Annotated in this window: 17 protein-coding genes and 1 other RNA gene; 8 read left to right on the forward strand and 10 right to left on the reverse strand. The window is 65.8% G+C overall.

Annotated features, from left to right (window positions below):
• Positions 1-3 precede the first annotated feature (3 nt).
• Positions 4-1,071, reverse strand: a complete 1,068-nt coding sequence (locus FNL56_RS25295) for an acyltransferase family protein (protein WP_143578397.1) — start codon at positions 1,069-1,071, stop codon at positions 4-6.
• 180 nt (positions 1,072-1,251) lie between these two features.
• Between FNL56_RS25295 and hrpB the strand changes: the two genes are divergently transcribed.
• The 3 genes from hrpB (at position 1,252) to FNL56_RS25310 (ending at position 6,233) form a co-directional block, all read left to right on the forward strand.
• Positions 1,252-3,867 carry an ATP-dependent helicase HrpB gene (gene hrpB, locus FNL56_RS25300; protein WP_143575584.1) on the forward strand — a complete coding sequence of 872 codons (2,616 nt, stop codon included), beginning with the start codon at positions 1,252-1,254 and terminating at the stop codon, positions 3,865-3,867.
• Positions 3,868-4,113: 246 nt separating this feature from the next.
• On the forward strand, positions 4,114-4,626 hold the full coding sequence (locus FNL56_RS25305) for a TIGR02281 family clan AA aspartic protease (RefSeq protein ID WP_143575585.1): 513 nt from the start codon (positions 4,114-4,116) through the stop codon (positions 4,624-4,626).
• Between the two features lie 107 nt (positions 4,627-4,733).
• Positions 4,734-6,233, forward strand: coding sequence for a phosphomannomutase/phosphoglucomutase (locus FNL56_RS25310; protein ID WP_143575586.1), 1,500 nt, complete (start codon positions 4,734-4,736; stop codon positions 6,231-6,233).
• Between the two features lie 222 nt (positions 6,234-6,455).
• Here the strand turns inward: FNL56_RS25310 and FNL56_RS25315 are convergent, their stop codons facing one another.
• From FNL56_RS25315 to FNL56_RS25345, 7 genes are all read right to left on the reverse strand, one after another.
• On the reverse strand, positions 6,456-7,925 hold the full coding sequence (locus FNL56_RS25315; RefSeq protein WP_143582445.1) for a methyl-accepting chemotaxis protein: 1,470 nt from the start codon (positions 7,923-7,925) through the stop codon (positions 6,456-6,458).
• 2 nt (positions 7,926-7,927) lie between these two features.
• A complete protein-coding gene (locus FNL56_RS25320; RefSeq protein WP_246661478.1) occupies positions 7,928-8,230 on the reverse strand; it encodes a hypothetical protein in 303 nt (100 codons plus the stop codon).
• Between the two features lie 169 nt (positions 8,231-8,399).
• On the reverse strand, positions 8,400-8,909 hold the full coding sequence (locus tag FNL56_RS25325) for an Lrp/AsnC family transcriptional regulator (protein WP_143575589.1): 510 nt from the start codon (positions 8,907-8,909) through the stop codon (positions 8,400-8,402).
• Between the two features lie 99 nt (positions 8,910-9,008).
• Positions 9,009-9,917 (reverse strand): sugar kinase, encoded by a 909-nt coding sequence (locus tag FNL56_RS25330; protein WP_143575590.1) that lies wholly within the window; start codon positions 9,915-9,917, stop codon positions 9,009-9,011.
• Positions 9,918-9,936: 19 nt separating this feature from the next.
• Entirely contained in the window at positions 9,937-10,872 is a 936-nt protein-coding gene (nudC, locus tag FNL56_RS25335; protein WP_143578398.1) for an NAD(+) diphosphatase, read from the reverse strand.
• A 3-nt stretch (positions 10,873-10,875) separates the two neighbouring features.
• Positions 10,876-11,298 (reverse strand): HIT domain-containing protein, encoded by a 423-nt coding sequence (locus FNL56_RS25340; protein ID WP_143582446.1) that lies wholly within the window; start codon positions 11,296-11,298, stop codon positions 10,876-10,878.
• Between the two features lie 96 nt (positions 11,299-11,394).
• Complete coding sequence (locus tag FNL56_RS25345; protein ID WP_143575593.1) at positions 11,395-11,778, reverse strand: YkvA family protein; 384 nt, start codon at positions 11,776-11,778, stop codon at positions 11,395-11,397.
• Between the two features lie 92 nt (positions 11,779-11,870).
• Here FNL56_RS25345 and ffs point away from each other — a divergent pair.
• The 5 genes from ffs (at position 11,871) to FNL56_RS25370 (ending at position 15,362) form a co-directional block, all read left to right on the forward strand.
• Positions 11,871-11,967, forward strand: an RNA gene (ffs, locus tag FNL56_RS25350) — signal recognition particle sRNA small type.
• Positions 11,968-12,098: 131 nt separating this feature from the next.
• Positions 12,099-13,958: a DNA polymerase III subunit gamma/tau gene (locus tag FNL56_RS25355; RefSeq protein ID WP_143575594.1), complete on the forward strand. Its 1,860-nt coding sequence runs from the start codon at positions 12,099-12,101 to the stop codon at positions 13,956-13,958.
• An 18-nt stretch (positions 13,959-13,976) separates the two neighbouring features.
• Positions 13,977-14,297 (forward strand): YbaB/EbfC family nucleoid-associated protein, encoded by a 321-nt coding sequence (locus FNL56_RS25360; protein ID WP_143575595.1) that lies wholly within the window; start codon positions 13,977-13,979, stop codon positions 14,295-14,297.
• A gap of 1 nt (position 14,298) precedes the next feature.
• Positions 14,299-14,904, forward strand: a complete 606-nt coding sequence (gene recR, locus FNL56_RS25365; RefSeq protein ID WP_143575596.1) for a recombination mediator RecR — start codon at positions 14,299-14,301, stop codon at positions 14,902-14,904.
• Between the two features lie 17 nt (positions 14,905-14,921).
• A complete protein-coding gene (locus FNL56_RS25370; RefSeq protein WP_168203025.1) occupies positions 14,922-15,362 on the forward strand; it encodes a hypothetical protein in 441 nt (146 codons plus the stop codon).
• 194 nt (positions 15,363-15,556) lie between these two features.
• Here the strand turns inward: FNL56_RS25370 and FNL56_RS25380 are convergent, their stop codons facing one another.
• Together FNL56_RS25380 and FNL56_RS25385 are read right to left on the reverse strand one after the other, a co-directional pair.
• Positions 15,557-16,921, reverse strand: a complete 1,365-nt coding sequence (locus FNL56_RS25380) for an AmpG family muropeptide MFS transporter (RefSeq protein ID WP_143575597.1) — start codon at positions 16,919-16,921, stop codon at positions 15,557-15,559.
• Between the two features lie 156 nt (positions 16,922-17,077).
• Complete coding sequence (locus FNL56_RS25385) at positions 17,078-17,980, reverse strand: MBL fold metallo-hydrolase (RefSeq protein ID WP_143575598.1); 903 nt, start codon at positions 17,978-17,980, stop codon at positions 17,078-17,080.
• Between the last annotated feature and the right edge of the window lie 69 nt (positions 17,981-18,049).

The raw sequence follows: 18,049 nt of genomic DNA on the forward strand, positions 1-18,049 counted from the left end.
CCGCTACTCCGCCGGCTGCAGTGCTGCGGGTTTGCGCTTTGGCGCGATCCAGAACCTCTCCGGCCGCTCGAACAGGAAGGTCGCGCCGACCAGCAGCGCCAGCCGCCAGATAATCAGCGCGCCGATGATGCCGCTGAGCGTGACCAGCAGCGCGATGGTGCCTATGTCGAGCGAAGCGAACTTCAGCAGCAACACCCGCGCCGTGGCCATCGGCAGGAAGAAGGCGAGATAAATCACGATCGAATGCTCGCCGCAGAAACGCAGCAACTGCAGCCACTGCATTTTTGCCAGCAGCGTTCCCGCCACGATGATGGCCACCGCGCCGGCGAAGCCAAGCGCCAGCGACACCACCGGCCATCCACTGATACCGGCATGGACCAGCGCGCCATTGACCAGCGCCCAGGCGACGAGGCCCGCCAGCGCCAGCACGGGTTTTGCGCGGGCACGGTCCGACAGCGCAAACACCTGCGTGGCAAACAAATAGCCGGAATAGAAATACACGAACCGCGAACAGAACTCGTCGATCATCGTCCAGCCGGTGACGATATGCGCGGTCTCCAGCAGCGCCGCGACGCCCCACACCAGCCACGGCGGCACCCGGCGCAGCGCCTTGGTCAGCATGAAGAACACCGGCAGCATGTAGATGAACCACAGCGTCCCGAACGGCTCGATGTAGGATTGCAGATAGAGCGCTGCGACCCCGCCCCAGCCGCCGTGCTCGGCGGCAAGGCCCGGCGCCTTGAAGGCGAACTGGATGGTCACCCACAGCGCGTAGAAATAGACGAAGTGCACCACCTTGCGGTCGAGATAGGTGCGCCAGTCGCGATCGATGACGCGGGCCAGGAACAGGCCGGAGATCAGGAAGAAGTCCGGCATGCGGAACGGCTTGGCGAATTCCACCAGCCCGTGCATGTAGCCGGTCTGCCCGGCGGCCAGTTCGACCCGCAGCACCGAATGCATCATCACCACCATGACGATGCAGATGCCCTTGGCGTAGTCGACCCAGTCGATCCGCTCCGAGCCGGAAAGCGCCGCCCGGTCGACGACCGCGAAACTGCCGCTGGTGGTCATGGTGATCCCTCGTGGTCCGCCCTGCCTGTTGGCGCCATTATCGGGGAGCACCAGTTTATACCACCTTTCCGGGATCGCGGAATCTGCGGTTCTCAGCGGATTGTGATGAATGGATTACCGCTTTTGCCCTGCGGCATTGCCTGCGCTAAGACGCCCGAAGCCGCGAGAAAGCATTAACCATTGACCCGCTCCTTCGACACGCCCCTCCCGATCGACGACGTGCTCGGCGACATCGCGCAGGCGCTGGCGCGCAGCAATGCCGCGGTGCTGGTGGCCCCTCCCGGCGCCGGCAAGACCACGCGGGTGCCGCTGGCGCTGCTGGATGCGCCGTGGCTGAAGGGCAGAAAGATCATCATGCTGGAGCCGCGGCGCATCGCCGCCCGCGCCAGCGCCGAACGGATGGCGAAGACGCTAGGCGAGCGCGTCGGCGACACCGTCGGCTACCGCGTCCGCTTCGGCTCGAAGATCTCGCGCAACACCCGCATCGAGGTCGTCACCGAGGGTATCTTCTCGCGCCAGATCCTCGACGACCCCGAACTGACCGGCGTGGCCGCCGTGCTGTTCGACGAATTCCACGAGCGCTCGCTCGATGCCGACATGGGGCTGGCGCTGGCGCGCGACGCGCAAATCGGCCTGCGCGAGGACCTGCGCATCCTCGTGATGTCGGCGACCATCGACGGCGCGCGGATCGCCAGGCTGCTCGGCGACGCGCCGGTGATTGAAAGCCTCGGCCGCGCCTACCCCGTCGAGACGCGCTACCTCGGCCGCAAGGCGGACGCCCAGATCGAGCGGCAGATGGCCGACGCCATCGCCACCGCTTTGCGTGCCGATCCCGGCTCGGTGCTGGCGTTCCTGCCGGGCGCCGCCGAAATACGCCGCACCCAGACGTTTCTCGCCGAGCGCATCCATGATGCTTCGATCGAGATCGTGCCGCTGTTCGGCGCGCTGGACGCCGCCGTGCAGGATCGCGCGATCCAGCCGGCGCCTAAAGGACTGCGCAAGGTGGTGCTGGCGACCTCGATCGCCGAGACCTCGCTGACCATCGAGGGCGTCCGCATCGTGGTCGATTGCGGCCTCGCCCGGGTGCCACGCTATGAGCCCGACATCGGCCTGACCCGGCTGGAAACCGTGCGCGCCTCGCGCGCCGCGGTCGACCAGCGCCGCGGCCGCGCCGGGCGCACCGAGCCCGGCATCTGCTATCGGCTGTGGGACGAGCCGCAGACCGCGTCCTTGCCGGCCTATACCCAGCCGGAAATCCTCAGCGCCGACCTCACCTCGCTGGTGCTGGATCTGGCGCAATGGGGGGTCGCCGACCCGGCGCAGCTCGCCTTCCTCGACGCGCCGCCCGCGCCCGCGCTGAAGGAGGCCCGCGCGCTGCTCCGCGAGCTCGGCGCGCTGGATGGCGATGGCCGCATCACCTCCGAAGGCGAATCGCTGCGCGCGCTGGCGCTGCCGGCACGGCTGGCGCGCATGATCGTGGATTCGCATCGGCTCGGCTGCGGCGAGGACGCCGCCGATATCGCCGCGATCCTCACCGAACGCGGCCTCGGCGGCGACAGCGTCGATCTCGATCACCGGCTTGAGCAATTCCGCCGCGACCGCTCGCAACGTGCGCAGAGCGCCCGACAACTGGCGCAGCGCTGGGCTTCACAAGTTGCATCAAATGAAAAAGCCACAAGCTCCGCGCTATCAGCTCCCTCCCCCCTTGCGGGGGAGGGTCGGGGAGGGGGGTCCACAGGCGAGAGAGTCGCGTTTGGGGCTACCCCCATCCCCGACCCTTCCCCGCAAGGGGGAAGGGAGCACCACGGCCTGCACCCAGCCGCAGATAATCTAACCACCGGCGTGATGCTCGCCCTCGCCTTCCCCGATCGCGTCGCCAAAAACCGTGGCAAGGGCTCCTTCGTGCTCGCCAATGGCCGCGGCGCGTCGATCGACCAGACCCAGGCGCTGGCACGCGCGCCCTATATCGCCGTCGCCGAACTCACGGGCACCGCCGCCAACGGCCGCATCCTGCTGGCGGCGCCAATCGCCCAGGCCGATATCGAGACGCGCTTCGCCGACCAGATCGAGGCGATCGACGAGATCACCTTCGACCGCGCGGCGATGGCGCTGCGCGGCCGGCGCAAACGCATCCTGCACGCCATCACGCTGTCGGAGCAGCCGTTTGCGCTGGCTGCCTCCATGGCCACGGCGCCGGTTCTCGCCGACGGCCTTGTCGCCGCCGGGATCGATCGGCTGCCATGGTCGAAACCGCTGCAACAGTGGCGCGGCCGGGTGATGTTTTTGCGCGCCGCGGAGGGCGACGCCTGGCCGGACCTGTCCGACACGGCGCTGGCCGAGAACCGGCAGGCCTGGCTGATGCCGGCGCTCTACGACACGCTGTCGCTGAAGGAGTTTTCGGCCGGCGACATGTCGGACGCGCTGATCGCGTTGTTGCCGTGGGAAAGCCGTGCCCGGCTCGACAAGGAAGCGCCGACGCATTTCGAGGCGCCGACCGGCACGATGCTGCCGATCGACTATGAGGCCGAACAGGGCCCGACCATTGCGGTGCGCCTGCAGGAACTGTTCGGGATGAACCGCCATCCCGCGGTCGCGCGAGGCAAGGTGCCATTGGTGCTCGAACTGCTGTCGCCGGCACACCGCCCGGTGCAGGTGACGCGCGACCTGCCCGGCTTCTGGCGCGGCTCCTACCAGGACGTCCGCTCCGACCTGCGCGGGCGCTATCCCCGCCATCCCTGGCCGGAAGACCCCGCCAGCGCCGCGCCGACACGGCGGGTCAAGCCGCGGGGGACGTGAAGCTCAGGCGTCGGCGTTCACCTCTCCCCGCTGGGGAGAGGTGAAGAGAAGGCAACGCCAGCGGGTTGGTTCGCTACCGCTTTCGCGGAGGACGACACCTGAGTTTGGGGCGGCTAATCCGCCCACATTAACCCGTTACTCATCCTTTTCGCCAAAATAGCAGCAACGGCTTCCGTCCGGAACGGACGGTGCCGAAGGCATGTGATGAGATCGTCCTCTATCGGCGGCGATCAGTGGGGTTGGCGTATGCGTGGCATCATGTTCCTGGCGGCGATCCTGATCGGACTGGGCACCGTGATGGCGCAGGTCGCTGACCGGATGACGACCGTCACCCCGGCGATGGCCAAGAGCACGCTGAGCGCCGCCCGGCAGGACAGCCCGCCCACCGGCCGCAGCCTCAGCCTGTCGAGCGATCCGCGCGGTCATTTCCAGGCCGAAGGCCGCATCGAGGGCCAGCGCATCGGCTTCATGGTCGATACCGGCGCCTCGGTCATCGCTTTGAACGAAAAATCCGCCGCCCGATTCGGCCTGCGGCCGTCGCGCGCCGACTACAACGCCAACGTGACCACCGCCAACGGCACCATCAAGGCCGCCCGCACCAGGCTCGCGATGGTCGAAATCGGTGGGCTGGTGGTGCGCGATGTCGAAGCGATGGTGCTGCCCGACGAGGCGCTGTCGGAGAACCTGCTCGGCCTGTCGTTCCTGTCGCGGCTGAAGCGCTTCGAATATGCCAACGGCCGCATGGTGCTCGAGCAGTAAGGCATCCCGACATCGGGCCAGTGTCGCAGCGATGACACGCGCTTGCCTTTCCAGCGCCGCGTGGTTTGGCTAAGGCTGGGGAACTGTTCCCTACAGCGAGGCCGCCGATGTTTCCGAAGCCGAAGCCCCTTCTCGTCCCCAACACCTATGCCTACGAATCCGAGCCGATGGTGAAGGCGACCGGTTTTCGCGAATACGACGCGCGCTGGCTGTTCGGCAAGGAAATCAACCTGATGGGCATTCAGGCGCTGGGCATGGGGCTCGGCCGACTGATCGCCGAACTCGGGCAGAAGCAGGAGATCGTCACCGGCCACGATTTCCGCGGCTATTCCGCCTCGATCAAATATGCGCTGATGACCGGCCTGATGGCTGCCGGCTGCAAGGTCCACGACATCGGCCTCGCGGTGACGCCGATGGCCTATTTCGCGCAGTTCGATCTCGACGTGCCCTGCGTCGCGATGGTCACCGCGTCGCATAACGACAATGGCTGGACCGGCGTCAAGATGGGCATCAACCGCCCGATGACCTTCGGCCCGGACGAGATGAACCGCCTGAAGGAGATCGTGCTGAACGCCGAGTTCGACAACAAGCCCGGCGGCTCCTACCAGTTTCACGAGAACTATCCGGCGCGCTACATCGCCGATCTCACCAATCGCCCGAAGCTGAAGCGCAAGCTCAAGGTCGTGGTCGCCTGCGGCAACGGCACCGCCGGCGCGTTCTCGCCGCAGGTGATGGAAGCGATCGGCTGCGAGGTAATCCCGCTCGACGTCGAGCTCGATCACACGTTTCCGAAATACAATCCGAATCCCGAAGACATGGAGATGCTGCACGCGATCCGCGATGCCGTGCTCGAGCACAAGGCCGATGTCGGCCTCGGATTCGACGGAGACGGCGACCGCTGCGGCGTGGTCGATAACACCGGCGAGGAAATCTTTGCCGACAAGGTCGGCGTGATGCTGGCGCGCGACATGTCGGCGGTGATCAAGGACGCGACCTTCGTGGTCGACGTGAAGTCGACGGGCCTGTTCGTCACCGATCCGGTGCTGCAGGCGCAGGGCGCCAAGACCACCTACTGGAAGACCGGCCATTCCTACATGAAGCGCCGGACCTTCGAGACCAAGGCGCTGGCGGGCTTCGAGAAGTCCGGGCACTTCTTCTTCAATGCGCCGGTCGGCCGCGGCTATGATGACGGGCTCGTGTCGGCGATTGCGATCTGCGAGATGCTCGACCGCGCGCCGGGCAAGACCATGGCTGATCTCAAGGACGCGCTGCCGAAGACGTGGTCGTCGCCGACCATGTCGCCGCATTGCGCCGACGAGACCAAATACGGCGTCGTCGCCGACGTCGTGAAGCACTTCGAGGCCGCGCAGGCGAATGGCGATCAGGTCGCCGGCCAGCCGATCCGCGATCTCGTCACGGTCAACGGCGTCCGCGTCACCTGCGCCGACGGCTCGTGGGGCCTGGTGCGGGCGTCATCCAACAAGCCGGAACTGGTGGTGGTGGTCGAAAGCCCGGTGTCGGAGCAGCGTATGCACGACATGTTCGAGGCGATGAACGTGGTGCTGCGAACGCATGCGGAAGTCGGCGCGTACAACCAGACGATCTGAGGAGCGGCGCGGCTCTTTCTTCCCCTCTCCCACGGCCGCCGCATAGTGGCGGCTGGCGGGAGAGGGTGGCTCGAAGCCCCGCGAAGCGGGGTTCGAGACGGGAGAGGGGGCGCTTGCCGCAAAGCACCGTCGCTAGCGGCTTTCCCTCTCCCGCCTCGCTACGCTCGGCACTCTCTGCCATGACGCAAAGCTTCGCTTTGCTGGGGGAGAGGAAAAAAAGGACTACGCCGCGCGGACCGAGGCCAGGAAGCCGTCCACTTCCGAGCGCAGCCGCTCCGATTGCGCGGACAGGCCGTTAGCCGCGCCGAGCAGCTTCGACGCCGCAGCACCCGCTTCCGAGGAGGCCTGGGCGACGCCACCGATATTGTCATTGACCTCGCTGGTGCCGCTGGCAGCCTGCTGCACGTTGCCCGAAATCTCGCGGGTCGCCGCGCCCTGTTCCTCGACGGCAGAGGCGATCGCGTTGCTGATGTCGTTGATCTCGGCAATGGTGTTGCCGATCGCCAGAATCGCGGCCACGGCCTGACCGGTGGCGGCCTGGATGCTCTGCACCTGCGCCGAAATCTCTCCGGTGGCCTGCGCGGTCTGGTTGGCCAGCGCCTTCACTTCAGAGGCAACCACGGCGAAACCGCGACCGTGCTCGCCGGCGCGCGCCGCCTCGATGGTCGCGTTGAGGGCCAGCAGGTTGGTCTGGCTGGCGATGTTCTGGATCAACGTCACGACGTCGCCGATCTTTTGCGTATCGCCGGCCAAGCACTCGACCACGGCATTGGTGCGGCGCGCCTCTTCGGCGGCCTTGCCGGTAACTTCCGCAGAACGGGCTGCCTGATGAGCGATCTCACTGATCGAGGCCGAGAGTTGCTCAGTGGCCGACGCCACGGTGCCAACATTCATGGAGGCCTGCCGGGAGGCCGCGGCCGCGGCGTCGGTCTGGCGCGACGTCTCCTCGCTGTTGCAGCTCATCACCGCCGACATGCCCTGCATTTCGACGGCCGCCACGGCGACGGCCTCGACGATATGCCCGATCTTGCGCTCGAAGGCATCGGCCAGGCCGCGCAGGGCGGCGTCCGATTCCAGCTTGGCGCGGCGCTCGGCCTCGCCACGCTCGGCGTTGGCGCGGGCTTCTGCGGCGTTTGCCATGTCGGCCTCCGCGGTCTTCGCAGCCGTGGTCGCAAACAGCCGCTCGAGCTGGTGGGCAAGCCAGACCAGCACGCCGGCTTCCATCACCAGCACCACGGCATGCAGAACGACGCGGCCGAGATCGCTGCCGCCCGGGAAGATCGCCGCGGGGACCAGGAAGTTCAGAGCCAGGTGATGCAGCGCCACCGCCACGGTGCCGGCCACCACCGTCCGATAATCGCAATAGGCGACCAGGCAGGCCAGTGCGGCGAAGAAGTACATGTGGACGTCGATCTGCCATGCGTGGCCGGCCAACTGGTAAGTAAACATCGAGACGCCGCCCATCACCGCGACCGCGACCACCAGGCACGTCGATAGGCCGTTGCCGCTCGTTTTCCACGAAGCCGTCGCCACGGCGGCAAGGATCGCGGTGAACAGCGTCGGCAGCAGCCAGTCGCCGCCGCGCGTCATGCCGATGGCCAAGGCGATCGGCACATGCAGCCAGAGCAGCGCGATCAGCATCTTGCTGGCGGTTTCACGGAGCGCGTCGAGACCGCTATTGCCGAGAGTCATCGTCAAATGTCCTTGTTGATATCGGTGAAGCAGGCGGCAATCGCCTGGGGATCAACAGCCAGCCATACGCCGGCGTCACGCAATCGCGTCAGGCCGTTGCTGTCGTCCGGTCGCACGATCAGAATTGAGCTCAGCGCGCTGGTGCGCACGATCGCCGCATTGGCCGACGCCGTGGCTAGAAATACCTGCTGCGTGCTCCACCACGGCGGGAACGCCACCGCGACGACCTCGGCCCCGGCACGCACCTGCAACGACAGAGCGGCAACCGCGATCCAGCTGACGAGCAGCAAGAGCCCGGCGTTCAACCACGCCGGCCATCTGGTCCCCGTATCGAGTTGCGCAATCCGCCCCATATGCCCGGAGTAGCCCTACAAGACTAATCGAGCATGAACGGTGAAACACCGGGATACTACGGTGTCGTCGACGAGCAGGTATCATTGTAGCCGAAGCTGGTATCCTGTGCGGCGATAGTCATCATGCCGCAGGCATCGCCGGCACCGGCAGCGCCGTCACCGACTTGATCTTCTCCATCGCGAAACGCGAGGTGACGTTCTTGAGCGACACCGCAGCGATCAGCTTCTTGTAGAAAATATCGTAGCTCTGCATGTCGGCGACGACGACGCGCAGCATGTAGTCGACGTCGCCGGCCATCCGGTAGAATTCCATCACCTCGGGCATCGCGCTGACGGCGTCGGCGAATTTCTTCAGCCAGGCGTCGGAATGGTCGCCGCTTTCCACCGAAACAAATACCGAAAGACCCAGCCCGATCTTGTTCTGGTCGACCAGGGCCACCCGGCGCAGGATCACGCCGTCGGCCTCCAGCCGCTGGATCCGCTTCCAGCACGGCGTCGACGACAGTCCCACGCGATCGCCGATTTCGGCGACCGACAGCGAGGCGTCTTCCTGCAACACCATCAGGATCTTGCGATCGATGGCATCGAGGCGGCGGGTGGATTCCGGTAGCGGAGTGGCGAGATCGGTCATGGGAAGAACTTTGTTCTAATATTGAGGCCAGGAACCCTCATACATAGAACATTATTCCAAATCAAGCCCGAGTTCTCGGCAACATCAGGCCAAACCGCCTCACTTGGCCAAAAGCTCTTCCACTTCAGCGCGTTGCGGGCAGGCAAAGGCGCCACCGTGGCGCGTGCATTTCAGCGCCGCCGCGGCGGAAGCGAAGCGAAGCGCCTCGGGGATGGAGCTGCCGGCCGCAAATTCCAACGCGAAGGCGCCATGGAAGATGTCGCCGGCCCCCAGCGTGTCCACGGTATGGACCGGAAACGCCGGCGTGCGCTGCAGCTCGTGCTTGTCGTCGAGCCACAGCGTGCCCTTCGGGCCGAGCGTCACCGCCAGGAACGACGTGGTGTGCTTGGCCATCTTGCGCAACGCGGCCCCGTCGTCGGTGATCCCCGCGGTGCCCTGCAGCGCCTCATCAGAGAAGATCAGATGCGACGAGGCGCTGAGCAGGCCCTCGCTCAGCGACATCGTGCTGTCGATATCGACGACCACGGGAATGCCGCGACGGCGCGCTTCGTGGCAGAGGTCGGTGCTGAAGCCAGCGCAGCGGCTCTCGATCAGGATGGCGTCGCAATCCTTGAGCAGCACGTCTGCAGAAGGCAGTTTCACCTTCCACAATTCGGGATCGCGGAACGAGATGATGGTGCGCTCGCCGGAGGGGTCCATCATGATGCCGGAGATCGGCGTCACCAGGCCGGGCATGTGCACCAGATGCGTGGTGTCGATACCCTCTTTGGCGAGGTCGTCGAAAATATACTGGCTGGAGGACTCGCCCGCGTCGCCCATCGGGCCGGTCAGCAGGGCATGGCCGCCGAGCCGGTTGATGCCGATCGCGGCATTCAGCGCATTGCCGCCACAGATCTGCGCAAAGCGGTCGGCGTGGAATTTCTGGCCGCGGCCGGGGACCGCCTGGACGCCGAAGGTGAGGTCGCGTACCGGCATGCCGATGCACAGGATGTTCTTTTTCGAGCTCATGACGTTTCCCCGGTAGGTCTCAGGCCGGCTGCAGCCAGCGGCCGAGCAGATGATGGGCGATGGCGAAGGGATGCGGTCCGGCGATCCCGTCGGGGTGTTCGCGGTTCAGCATCAACGTCGCCTCGTCCCGGTCAAACCACCGGGCGTCTTCAAGTTCCATGCGGTCGATGGTAATCGAATCCGTCAAAGCGCGCGCCTGGCAGCCGATCATCAGCGACGACGGATACGGCCACGGCTGCGTCATGTAATAGGTCACGTCGGTGCAGCGGATGCCGGCCTCTTCGAATATCTCGCGGCGAACCGCGTCCTCGATGGTTTCGGCGGCCTCGATGAAGCCGGCGAGGCACGAATACATGCCGGGCGGAAACTGCTTCTGTCGGCCGAGCAGGCATTTGTCGCCGTTCTCCACCAGCATGATGGCCACCGGATCGGTGCGCGGAAAGTGCTCGATCTTGCAACTGGGACAGACGCGCTTCCAGCCGCCCTCCGCCATCGCGGAACGCACGCCGCAATTGGCGCAGAAGCCGTGGCGCTGATGCCACGACACCAGCGACTTGGCCATCGCGATCGCCGAAAGCTGGTCCGGCGGCACCACGCCCTGCATCGCCATGCCGCGCAGCTCGGACAATACGTAGTCCTGGCGGGTCAGCAGCGCTTCCACCGCCGGCGCTGATATTCCCATGCCGAACACCGCGGCGCCGTCGCGCAGCCCGAGGAAGATGGTGCCGGGATTAGCGCCGGCCTGCAGCGCCTCGGGAACGGTCAGCAGTGGCCGCGGGCCATTCGGTTGCTGCTTCAGCACCAGCGAATCGCGATGCACCACATAGGCGCGACTGTCGCGGTGGGCCTCCAGCGCGAACAGTTTTTCGTCGCTGAAGCGCAGATGCGCGGCGCGGTCGAGCTGGTGCGAGACGAACGCCGGATGGTCCAGCGGAAACAAATCATTGGGTGTCATGGGTCAACCAAGCCAGATCTTGCGGCGCAGTTCGCTGATGAAGCGCTGCACTTCGGCGGCATCGTGGGCGAGCGGCGGCATCACGCCCCACACCGGCCGCGGCCAGGCGGCGTCCGAGGTGCGGCGCGCGATGATGTGGACGTGCAGCTGCGGCACGACGTTGCCAAGCGCCGCGACGTTGAGCTTGTCGCATTGGGTGATCTCTTTCAGCGCGCGGCCGACGCGATTGATCTCGGTCATCAACTGACCCTGCGCGACCTCGTCGAGATCGATGATCTCGACCGTATCGACGCGGCGCGGCACCAGCATCAGCCAGGGATAATGCGCGTCCTTGACCACCAGCACGCGGCTGAGCGGCAGATCGCCGATGTCGATGGTGTCTTTCTGCAATTGTGGGTGCAGCGACCAGGTCGAAGAGGAGGTCATGGGGATTCCGGATGAGGCTGCAGGGAGTCTAGAGGGTTTTGCGGGGACGGCAAACGGGTATCGGTGGCCCATAACGTTGCGGCATTTGCCGAGGTGCTATTGCGCCAGCATCGGCCATGCGATCCAGCTGATGATCGCGATGCAGGCGATCCAGATCGCCACGATGATCACCGCCCCCGCCCGACTGACCGGCTTGGCGCGATCCTGCGCCGCCGCGCGGAATTCCGCCATCAGGTCCGGCGGAATCAGGCGCACCGCCAGCAGAATGCCGAGCGGGACCAGCACGAGATCGTCGAGATAGCCGACCACCGGGATGAAATCCGGAATCAGATCGATCGGACTGAGCGCATAGGCGGCCACAACGGCCGCGACCGCCTTGGCGATCCACGGCACCCGCGGGTCGCGCGCGGCCAGCCACAGCGCCAGAACATCGCGCACGATTCCGCGCGCCCATTGCCTGACCTGACCGAGCATCGCCATGGCTCCCTGCCTCCGGGCCAATTTGAATTCGCAGGCGGTCCCGGCGCAAGCCCCGCTTGCTTTCCGCCCGCTTTGGCCCCAAATAAGCCCCGGGAGATTGGCGGTGGACGAGCCACTCGCCAATCGGGTCAGGTCCGGAAGGAAGCAGCCCTAACGAGATCCGGATCGGGTCGCTCGTCAGTCTCCTACTTGTTTTGTCGAGCAAAATCAGTGCTCTGCTCGATCAGAAGACCAGCACTTTCGGCAGCGACCGGTTTGCCGTCCCGCCGCCCGTTGTTCCGCAATCCGGCCCCTTGAGACAACACATTGCGGATTGATCGATGACCGACGCCGGCTTGCCTGTCCCGCCCACCGATGACACGCAGGGCGGCTTCGACATCGGCGGTGCGCCCGCCGTCGGCAAGCCCTACCGCGTCCTCGCCCGCAAATATCGCCCAAACAGCTTCGACGACCTGATCGGCCAGGACGCGCTGGTCCGCACCGTCTCCAATGCGTTCGAGACCGGGCGAATTCCGCAGGCCTGGATCCTCACCGGCGTGCGCGGCGTCGGCAAGACCACCACCGCGCGCATTCTGGCGCGCGCACTGAATTACGAACTGGCCGACGGCTCGATCAAAGGCCCGACCATCCAGATGCCCGGCCTTGGCGTGCACTGCCAGTCGATCATGGAAAGCCGTCACATCGACGTGCTGGAAATGGACGCCGCGTCGCATACCGGCGTCGACGACGTCCGCCAGATCAATGACAGCGTGCGCTATGCGCCGTCTAGCGCGCGCTACAAGGTCTACATCATCGACGAAGTCCACATGCTGTCGACGGCGGCGTTCAACGCCTTCCTGAAGACGCTGGAGGAGCCGCCGGAACACGCCAAATTCGTGTTCGCCACCACCGAAATCCGCAAAGTTCCGGTGACGATCCTGTCGCGCTGCCAGCGCTTCGATTTGCGCCGCGTCGATGCCGACGTGCTGATGAAGCATCTGGCGAATATTGCAGGCAAAGAGAACGTCGAGGTCGAGCCGGAAGCGCTGGGGATCATCGCCCGCGCCGCCGAAGGCTCGGTGCGCGATTCGCTGTCGCTGTTCGACCAGGCGATCGCGCATGCGGCCGGCACCGTGCGCGCCGATTCGGTGCGGCAGATGCTGGGCCTGGCCGACCGTACGAGGGTCATCGACCTGTTCGATTCGCTGGCGCGCGGCGACATCGCCAGCGCTTTCGCCGAATTCCGCGAGCAATATGACGTCGGCGCCGACCCGATCGCGGTGCTGTCGGATCTTGCCGAATTCGTCAATTTCGTCACCCGCGTGAAGATCGTCCCGGCCACCGCCGACAATGTCGCGTTCGGCGAGACCGAGCGGCTGCGCGCGCGCGACTATGCCTCGAAGCTGTCGATGCGCGTGCTGTCGCGGATGTGGCAGATGCTGCTGAAGGGCATCACCGAGGTGCAGGGCGCGACGCGCCCCGCCGCGGCCGCCGAGATGGTACTGGTGCGGATCGCCTATGTCGCCGACCTGCCGACGCCGGACGAGGCGATCAAGATGATCGGCCAGAATAATGGCGGATCGGCGCCGATGATCGGCGGCAACGGCAATGGAGGCGGTGCGTCGTCATCGTCAGGTTCGACGGTATCGTCGATGCCATCCTCTTCGCCGCGCGCTTCGCTGCAGCGTGGCGGCGTCGAGATGTCGCCGCGCCCCCAGATGAGCGCGCCGGCACCGGCCGCCGCGCAGCCCGCCGTGCTGACGATCTCGACCTTTCCCGAACTGGTGGCCCTGGCCGGCGCCAAACGCGACCTGATGGTGCGCGCCGCACTCGAAGCCGACGTCCGGCTTATCAGGATAGAGGACGGCCGGCTTGAGCTCGCGATGGAGCGCACCGCGTCCCGCACGCTGATCAACGATCTTTCGCGAAAGCTCGAGCAGTGGACCGGCCGGCGCTGGAGCGTGATCGTTTCCAACGAAGAAGGCCAGCCGACGCTGCGTTGGCAACTTGACCAGCAGAAGGACGCCCGCAAGCAAGCAGCTCTAGCCGACCCGCGGGTACAGGAAGTACTGGCGCGGTTTCCCGGCACGGAAGTGACGGTGCGCCCGATTGTTCAAGAATTGCCAGGCACCGGCACCACCGACGCCGACCTTACCGGCGAGGACTCGACCGACGCGCTCGAAAGCGACGACGATCTCTAGACACGCAAGGATACGCCCATGGCTGATTTTCTCGGCATGATGAAGCAGGCAGCGCAGCTGCAGTCGAAGATGAAGGCGATGCAGGACGAGCTCGAGCACGTCGAGGTCGAGGGCCTGTCCGGCGGCGGCCTCGTCACGGTCCGCATGACGGCGAAGATGGAAGTCAAGAACGTCAAGATCGACCCGTCGCTGGTCAAGGCCGACGAGATCGAGATTCTCGAAGACCTGCTGGTCACCGCGCTCAATGATGCCCGCCGCAAGGCCGAGGCCGCCATGGCGGAGAAGATGCAGTCGCTGACCGGTGGCATGGGCCTGCCGCCGGGGCTGGGCCTCACCTGAGATGGCCGCTGGCGTCGCCGGACCGGAAATCGAAAGGCTGATCCAGCTCCTGGCGCGCTTGCCGGGGCTTGGCCCGCGCTCGGCGCGGCGCGCGGCCTTGCACCTGATCAAGAAGCGCGAGGCGTTGATGGCGCCGCTCGCCGGCGCGCTGCAGGTGGCGATCGATAAAATCCAGGTCTGCAAAAGCTGCGGCAACATCGATACGCAGAATCCGTGCACGATCTGCACCGATCCGCGCCGCGACCCCGCGACCATCGTGGTGGTCGCCGATGTTTCGGATTTGTGGGCGCTCGAACGCGCAAATGCCACAACCGGACGCTATCACGTTCTCGGCGCCACATTGTCGCCGCTGGATGGCGTGGGTCCCGACGATCTGACCATCGATGCGCTGGTCGCGCGCAGCCATGACCCCATGGTGACGGAAATCATCCTGGCGCTGAATGCCACGGTCGATGGCCAGACCACAGCACATTACATCACCGACCTCCTGACGGAGGCCGGCGTCAAAATCACCCGGCTGGCGCATGGCGTGCCGGTCGGCGGCGAACTTGATTATCTCGACGAAGGCACGCTGTCGGCTGCGATGAAGCAGCGGACGCTGTTCTAGACACTGGAAGAAACTGAATGACACGGTCCTCTATTCTGAATCTGTTCGGCAGCCTGGTGCTGGCGCTGTCCTTCGCCGGCGCGGCCCACGCGCAGACGCCGGCGCCTGCGCCCGCCCCGGCAGCGCCGGTGGTGCCAAAGCCGATGCAACTCGGCGACGTGCTGAGCGGCAAGCTCAGCGCGCTGCGCGTCCGCGCCGCGAAGGGCAAGCGCGCCAACAGCTTCCAGCTGGTCAGCGAGCCACGCCGGCTGCCCGCCCCGGCCGGCCTGTGCAATCTCGAGACCGGTCCGGAAACCTTCGAGATCGTCGCGGCCAACGACGCGCAGACCAAACAGTTGCAAAAGCTGCTCAACAAGGACGTGTCGCTGAAAGTCACCGAGGTCGCCTGCGCCGAACAGGCCGGGCAGATGAGCGAAGCGCTGGTGACGAAGTGGAGCGTGGTGTCGACGCCGAACTAGCAAGTCAGGCATCGGCAGCGGTGTTGGGTCACCTCTCCCCGTTGGGGAGAGGTCGGCGCGTAGCGCCGGGTGAGGGGGCGGCACCATCGACGGCCCCCCCCCCTCACCCGCCCGGCTTCGCCGGTCGACCTCTCCCCGGCGGGGAGAGGTGTCGCACCGCCTGAGCTTTGTAACCTCACGCAAAATTTCCGACGCTAAATCCGCACCGGTCCCAGCGCCTCGAAATGTCCACGCCGCTGCAGCCACAGCAGCAGCACGAGACTGGGCAGCGCCACCGCCATGCTGATGACGAAGAACACCGGCCAGCCCGTCGCCTGCGCGACATAGCCGGCGCCGGCCGAGAGGTAGGTGCGCCCGACCGCGGCCAGTGCTGTGAGAAGCGCGTATTGCGTGGCGGTGTGCAGCGGGTTTTTGCAGAGCGCCGAGAGATAGGCGACGAAGATCACCGTGCCGATCGCACCCGTAAAATTCTCTACCGTGATCGCCAGCGCCAATGCCCACTGGTTGACGCCGACCAGAGCCAGCCACGCAAAAGCGAGGTTCGACAGCGCCTGCAGCACCGCGCCGATCCACAGGCTCGCCGCCAGCGAATAGCGCCGCGCGACAAAGCCGCCGGCAAAGCCGCCGATCAGGGTCGCAGCGAGGCCGACGCCCTTGACGATCGCGGCATAGTCGTTGCGGGTGAAGCCGATATCGATCACGAACGGCGCCGTCATGGTGCCGGAAAATGCATCGGTCAGCTTGAACAGCACGACGAAAGCCAAAGCCGCCGAGGCATCCTTGCGTCCCAGAAACTCCGAGAACGCGCCAACCGCCGCCTTCAGCACGCGCGCAAACGCGCTCTCGCCGCGCGTTGCCGCTTCGGCAACGGCCGACGCCTCCGGCTCGGTGGCGGCCAGCGCGGTGATGGTGCCGAGCAGCACCATCGCCGCCATCGCCACATAGCCCCACATCCAGGCGGTGGAGCGCGCCAGCCCGGCGCTCTCGAATCCGCTGACCAGGAACAGCACGCCGGCGGTGGAGACCAGCATGCCGATCCGGTACGCCGCCACATAGGACGCCATGCCGGCGGCCTGTTCGCTCTCCGGCAGGCTTTCGACGCGAAACGCATCGACCACGATGTCCTGCGTCGCCGACATCGCCGCCACCAGCAGCGCGCCGAGCGCCACGAACAGCGGCGACTTCGCAGGGTCCGTCAGCGCCAGCAGCAGGATCGCGGCGATCAGCAGCAATTGCGAGAACACCAGCCAGCCCCGCCTGCGTCCGAAGCGGCGGGTGAACAGCGGCACCTGCAGCGCATCGACCAGCGGCGCCCAAAGGAATTTCAGCGTGTAGGGCGTGCCTACCAGCGCGAACAGTCCGATGGTGCCGAGGTCGACGCCGGACTCGCGCATCCACACCAGCAGCGTCGAGCCCGACAGCGCCAACGGCAGCCCGGAGGAAAAGCCGAGCAGCAGCACGATCAGCACGCGCGGCTGCAAATACACCGCCATGCTCTCGCGCCAGCTGGCACGGGGTTTCAACACGGGCGATTCGGACGCGGAAGGCGCAGATGTCATGCGCCACTGCTAGCAGATTCGGCGGAAGCAGGTGTAACCGGGCGTCCGCCGCTGGCGAAATGCGGCCGTCTGCCCACACTCCGCTGTCGTCGCCCGGCTTGACCGGACGACTCAGTAAACGCCGATGCTATCGATGTGTTGTGGCGGCGCGCGCCGTCAGGCGATCCCCGCTTCGGCGCCCGGTTTGGCGTGGACCGGCAGCATCAGATAATGCACGCCGTTCTGCTGTGCCTTCGGGAAATGCCCGGCACGCATGTTGACCTGGATCGACGGCAGCAACAGGGTCGGTGCCGACAGCGTGGCATCGCGCGCTGTCCGCATCGCGACGAACTGGTCTTCGGTCACGCCCGCCTTGACGTGGACATTGCCGTCGCGCTGCGCCTGCACGGTAGTTTCCCAGGCATAATCGTCGCGTCCCGGCGCCTTGTAGTCGTGGCACATGAACAATCGGGTTTCCGGTGGCAGCGCCAGCAGCCGATGGATCGAGCGATAGAGCTGGTTCGCATCGCCGCCCGGGAAATCCGCGCGCGCCGTGCCGTAATCCGGCATGAACAGCGTATCACCGACGAACACCGCATCGCCGATCTTGTAGGACAGGTCGGCCGGCGTATGGCCGGGCGTGTACAGCGCCTCCACCGTCAGATCACCGATCCGGAACGTTTCGCCATCGACGAACAGATGGTCGAAGTCGCTGCCATCGGTGCGCAAATCCTGGGCGTTGAACACCGGGCGGAAGATCTTCTGCACGTCCTTGATGTGCTCGCCGATTCCGATCTTCGCGCCGGTCTTCGCCTTGATGTAGGGCGCGCCGGACAGATGGTCGGCATGGGCGTGGGTCTCCAGCGCCCATTCGATGGTCAGGCCGTCGTCGGCCGCCGCCTTGAGCATCGCCTCGACGGAGCGCACATCGACGCTGCCGTCGCGGTGGTCGTAGTCGAGCACCGGATCGATCACGGCCGCACGCCGCGTCACGGGATCGCTGACCAGATAGCTGATGGTGTTGGTCGGCTCGTCAAAAAACGCCCTGATGACCGGGCTCGGGGATTTGGATGACGTCATGTCTCGAACTCCTGTGTCGATTGCTGTTGACATTTATATTAGCTTATTCTAAATAAGCAATAGCTAATA

The sequence above is a fragment of the Tardiphaga sp. vice304 genome, from assembly GCF_007018905.1.
Classification (GTDB): Bacteria; Pseudomonadota; Alphaproteobacteria; order Rhizobiales; family Xanthobacteraceae; genus Tardiphaga.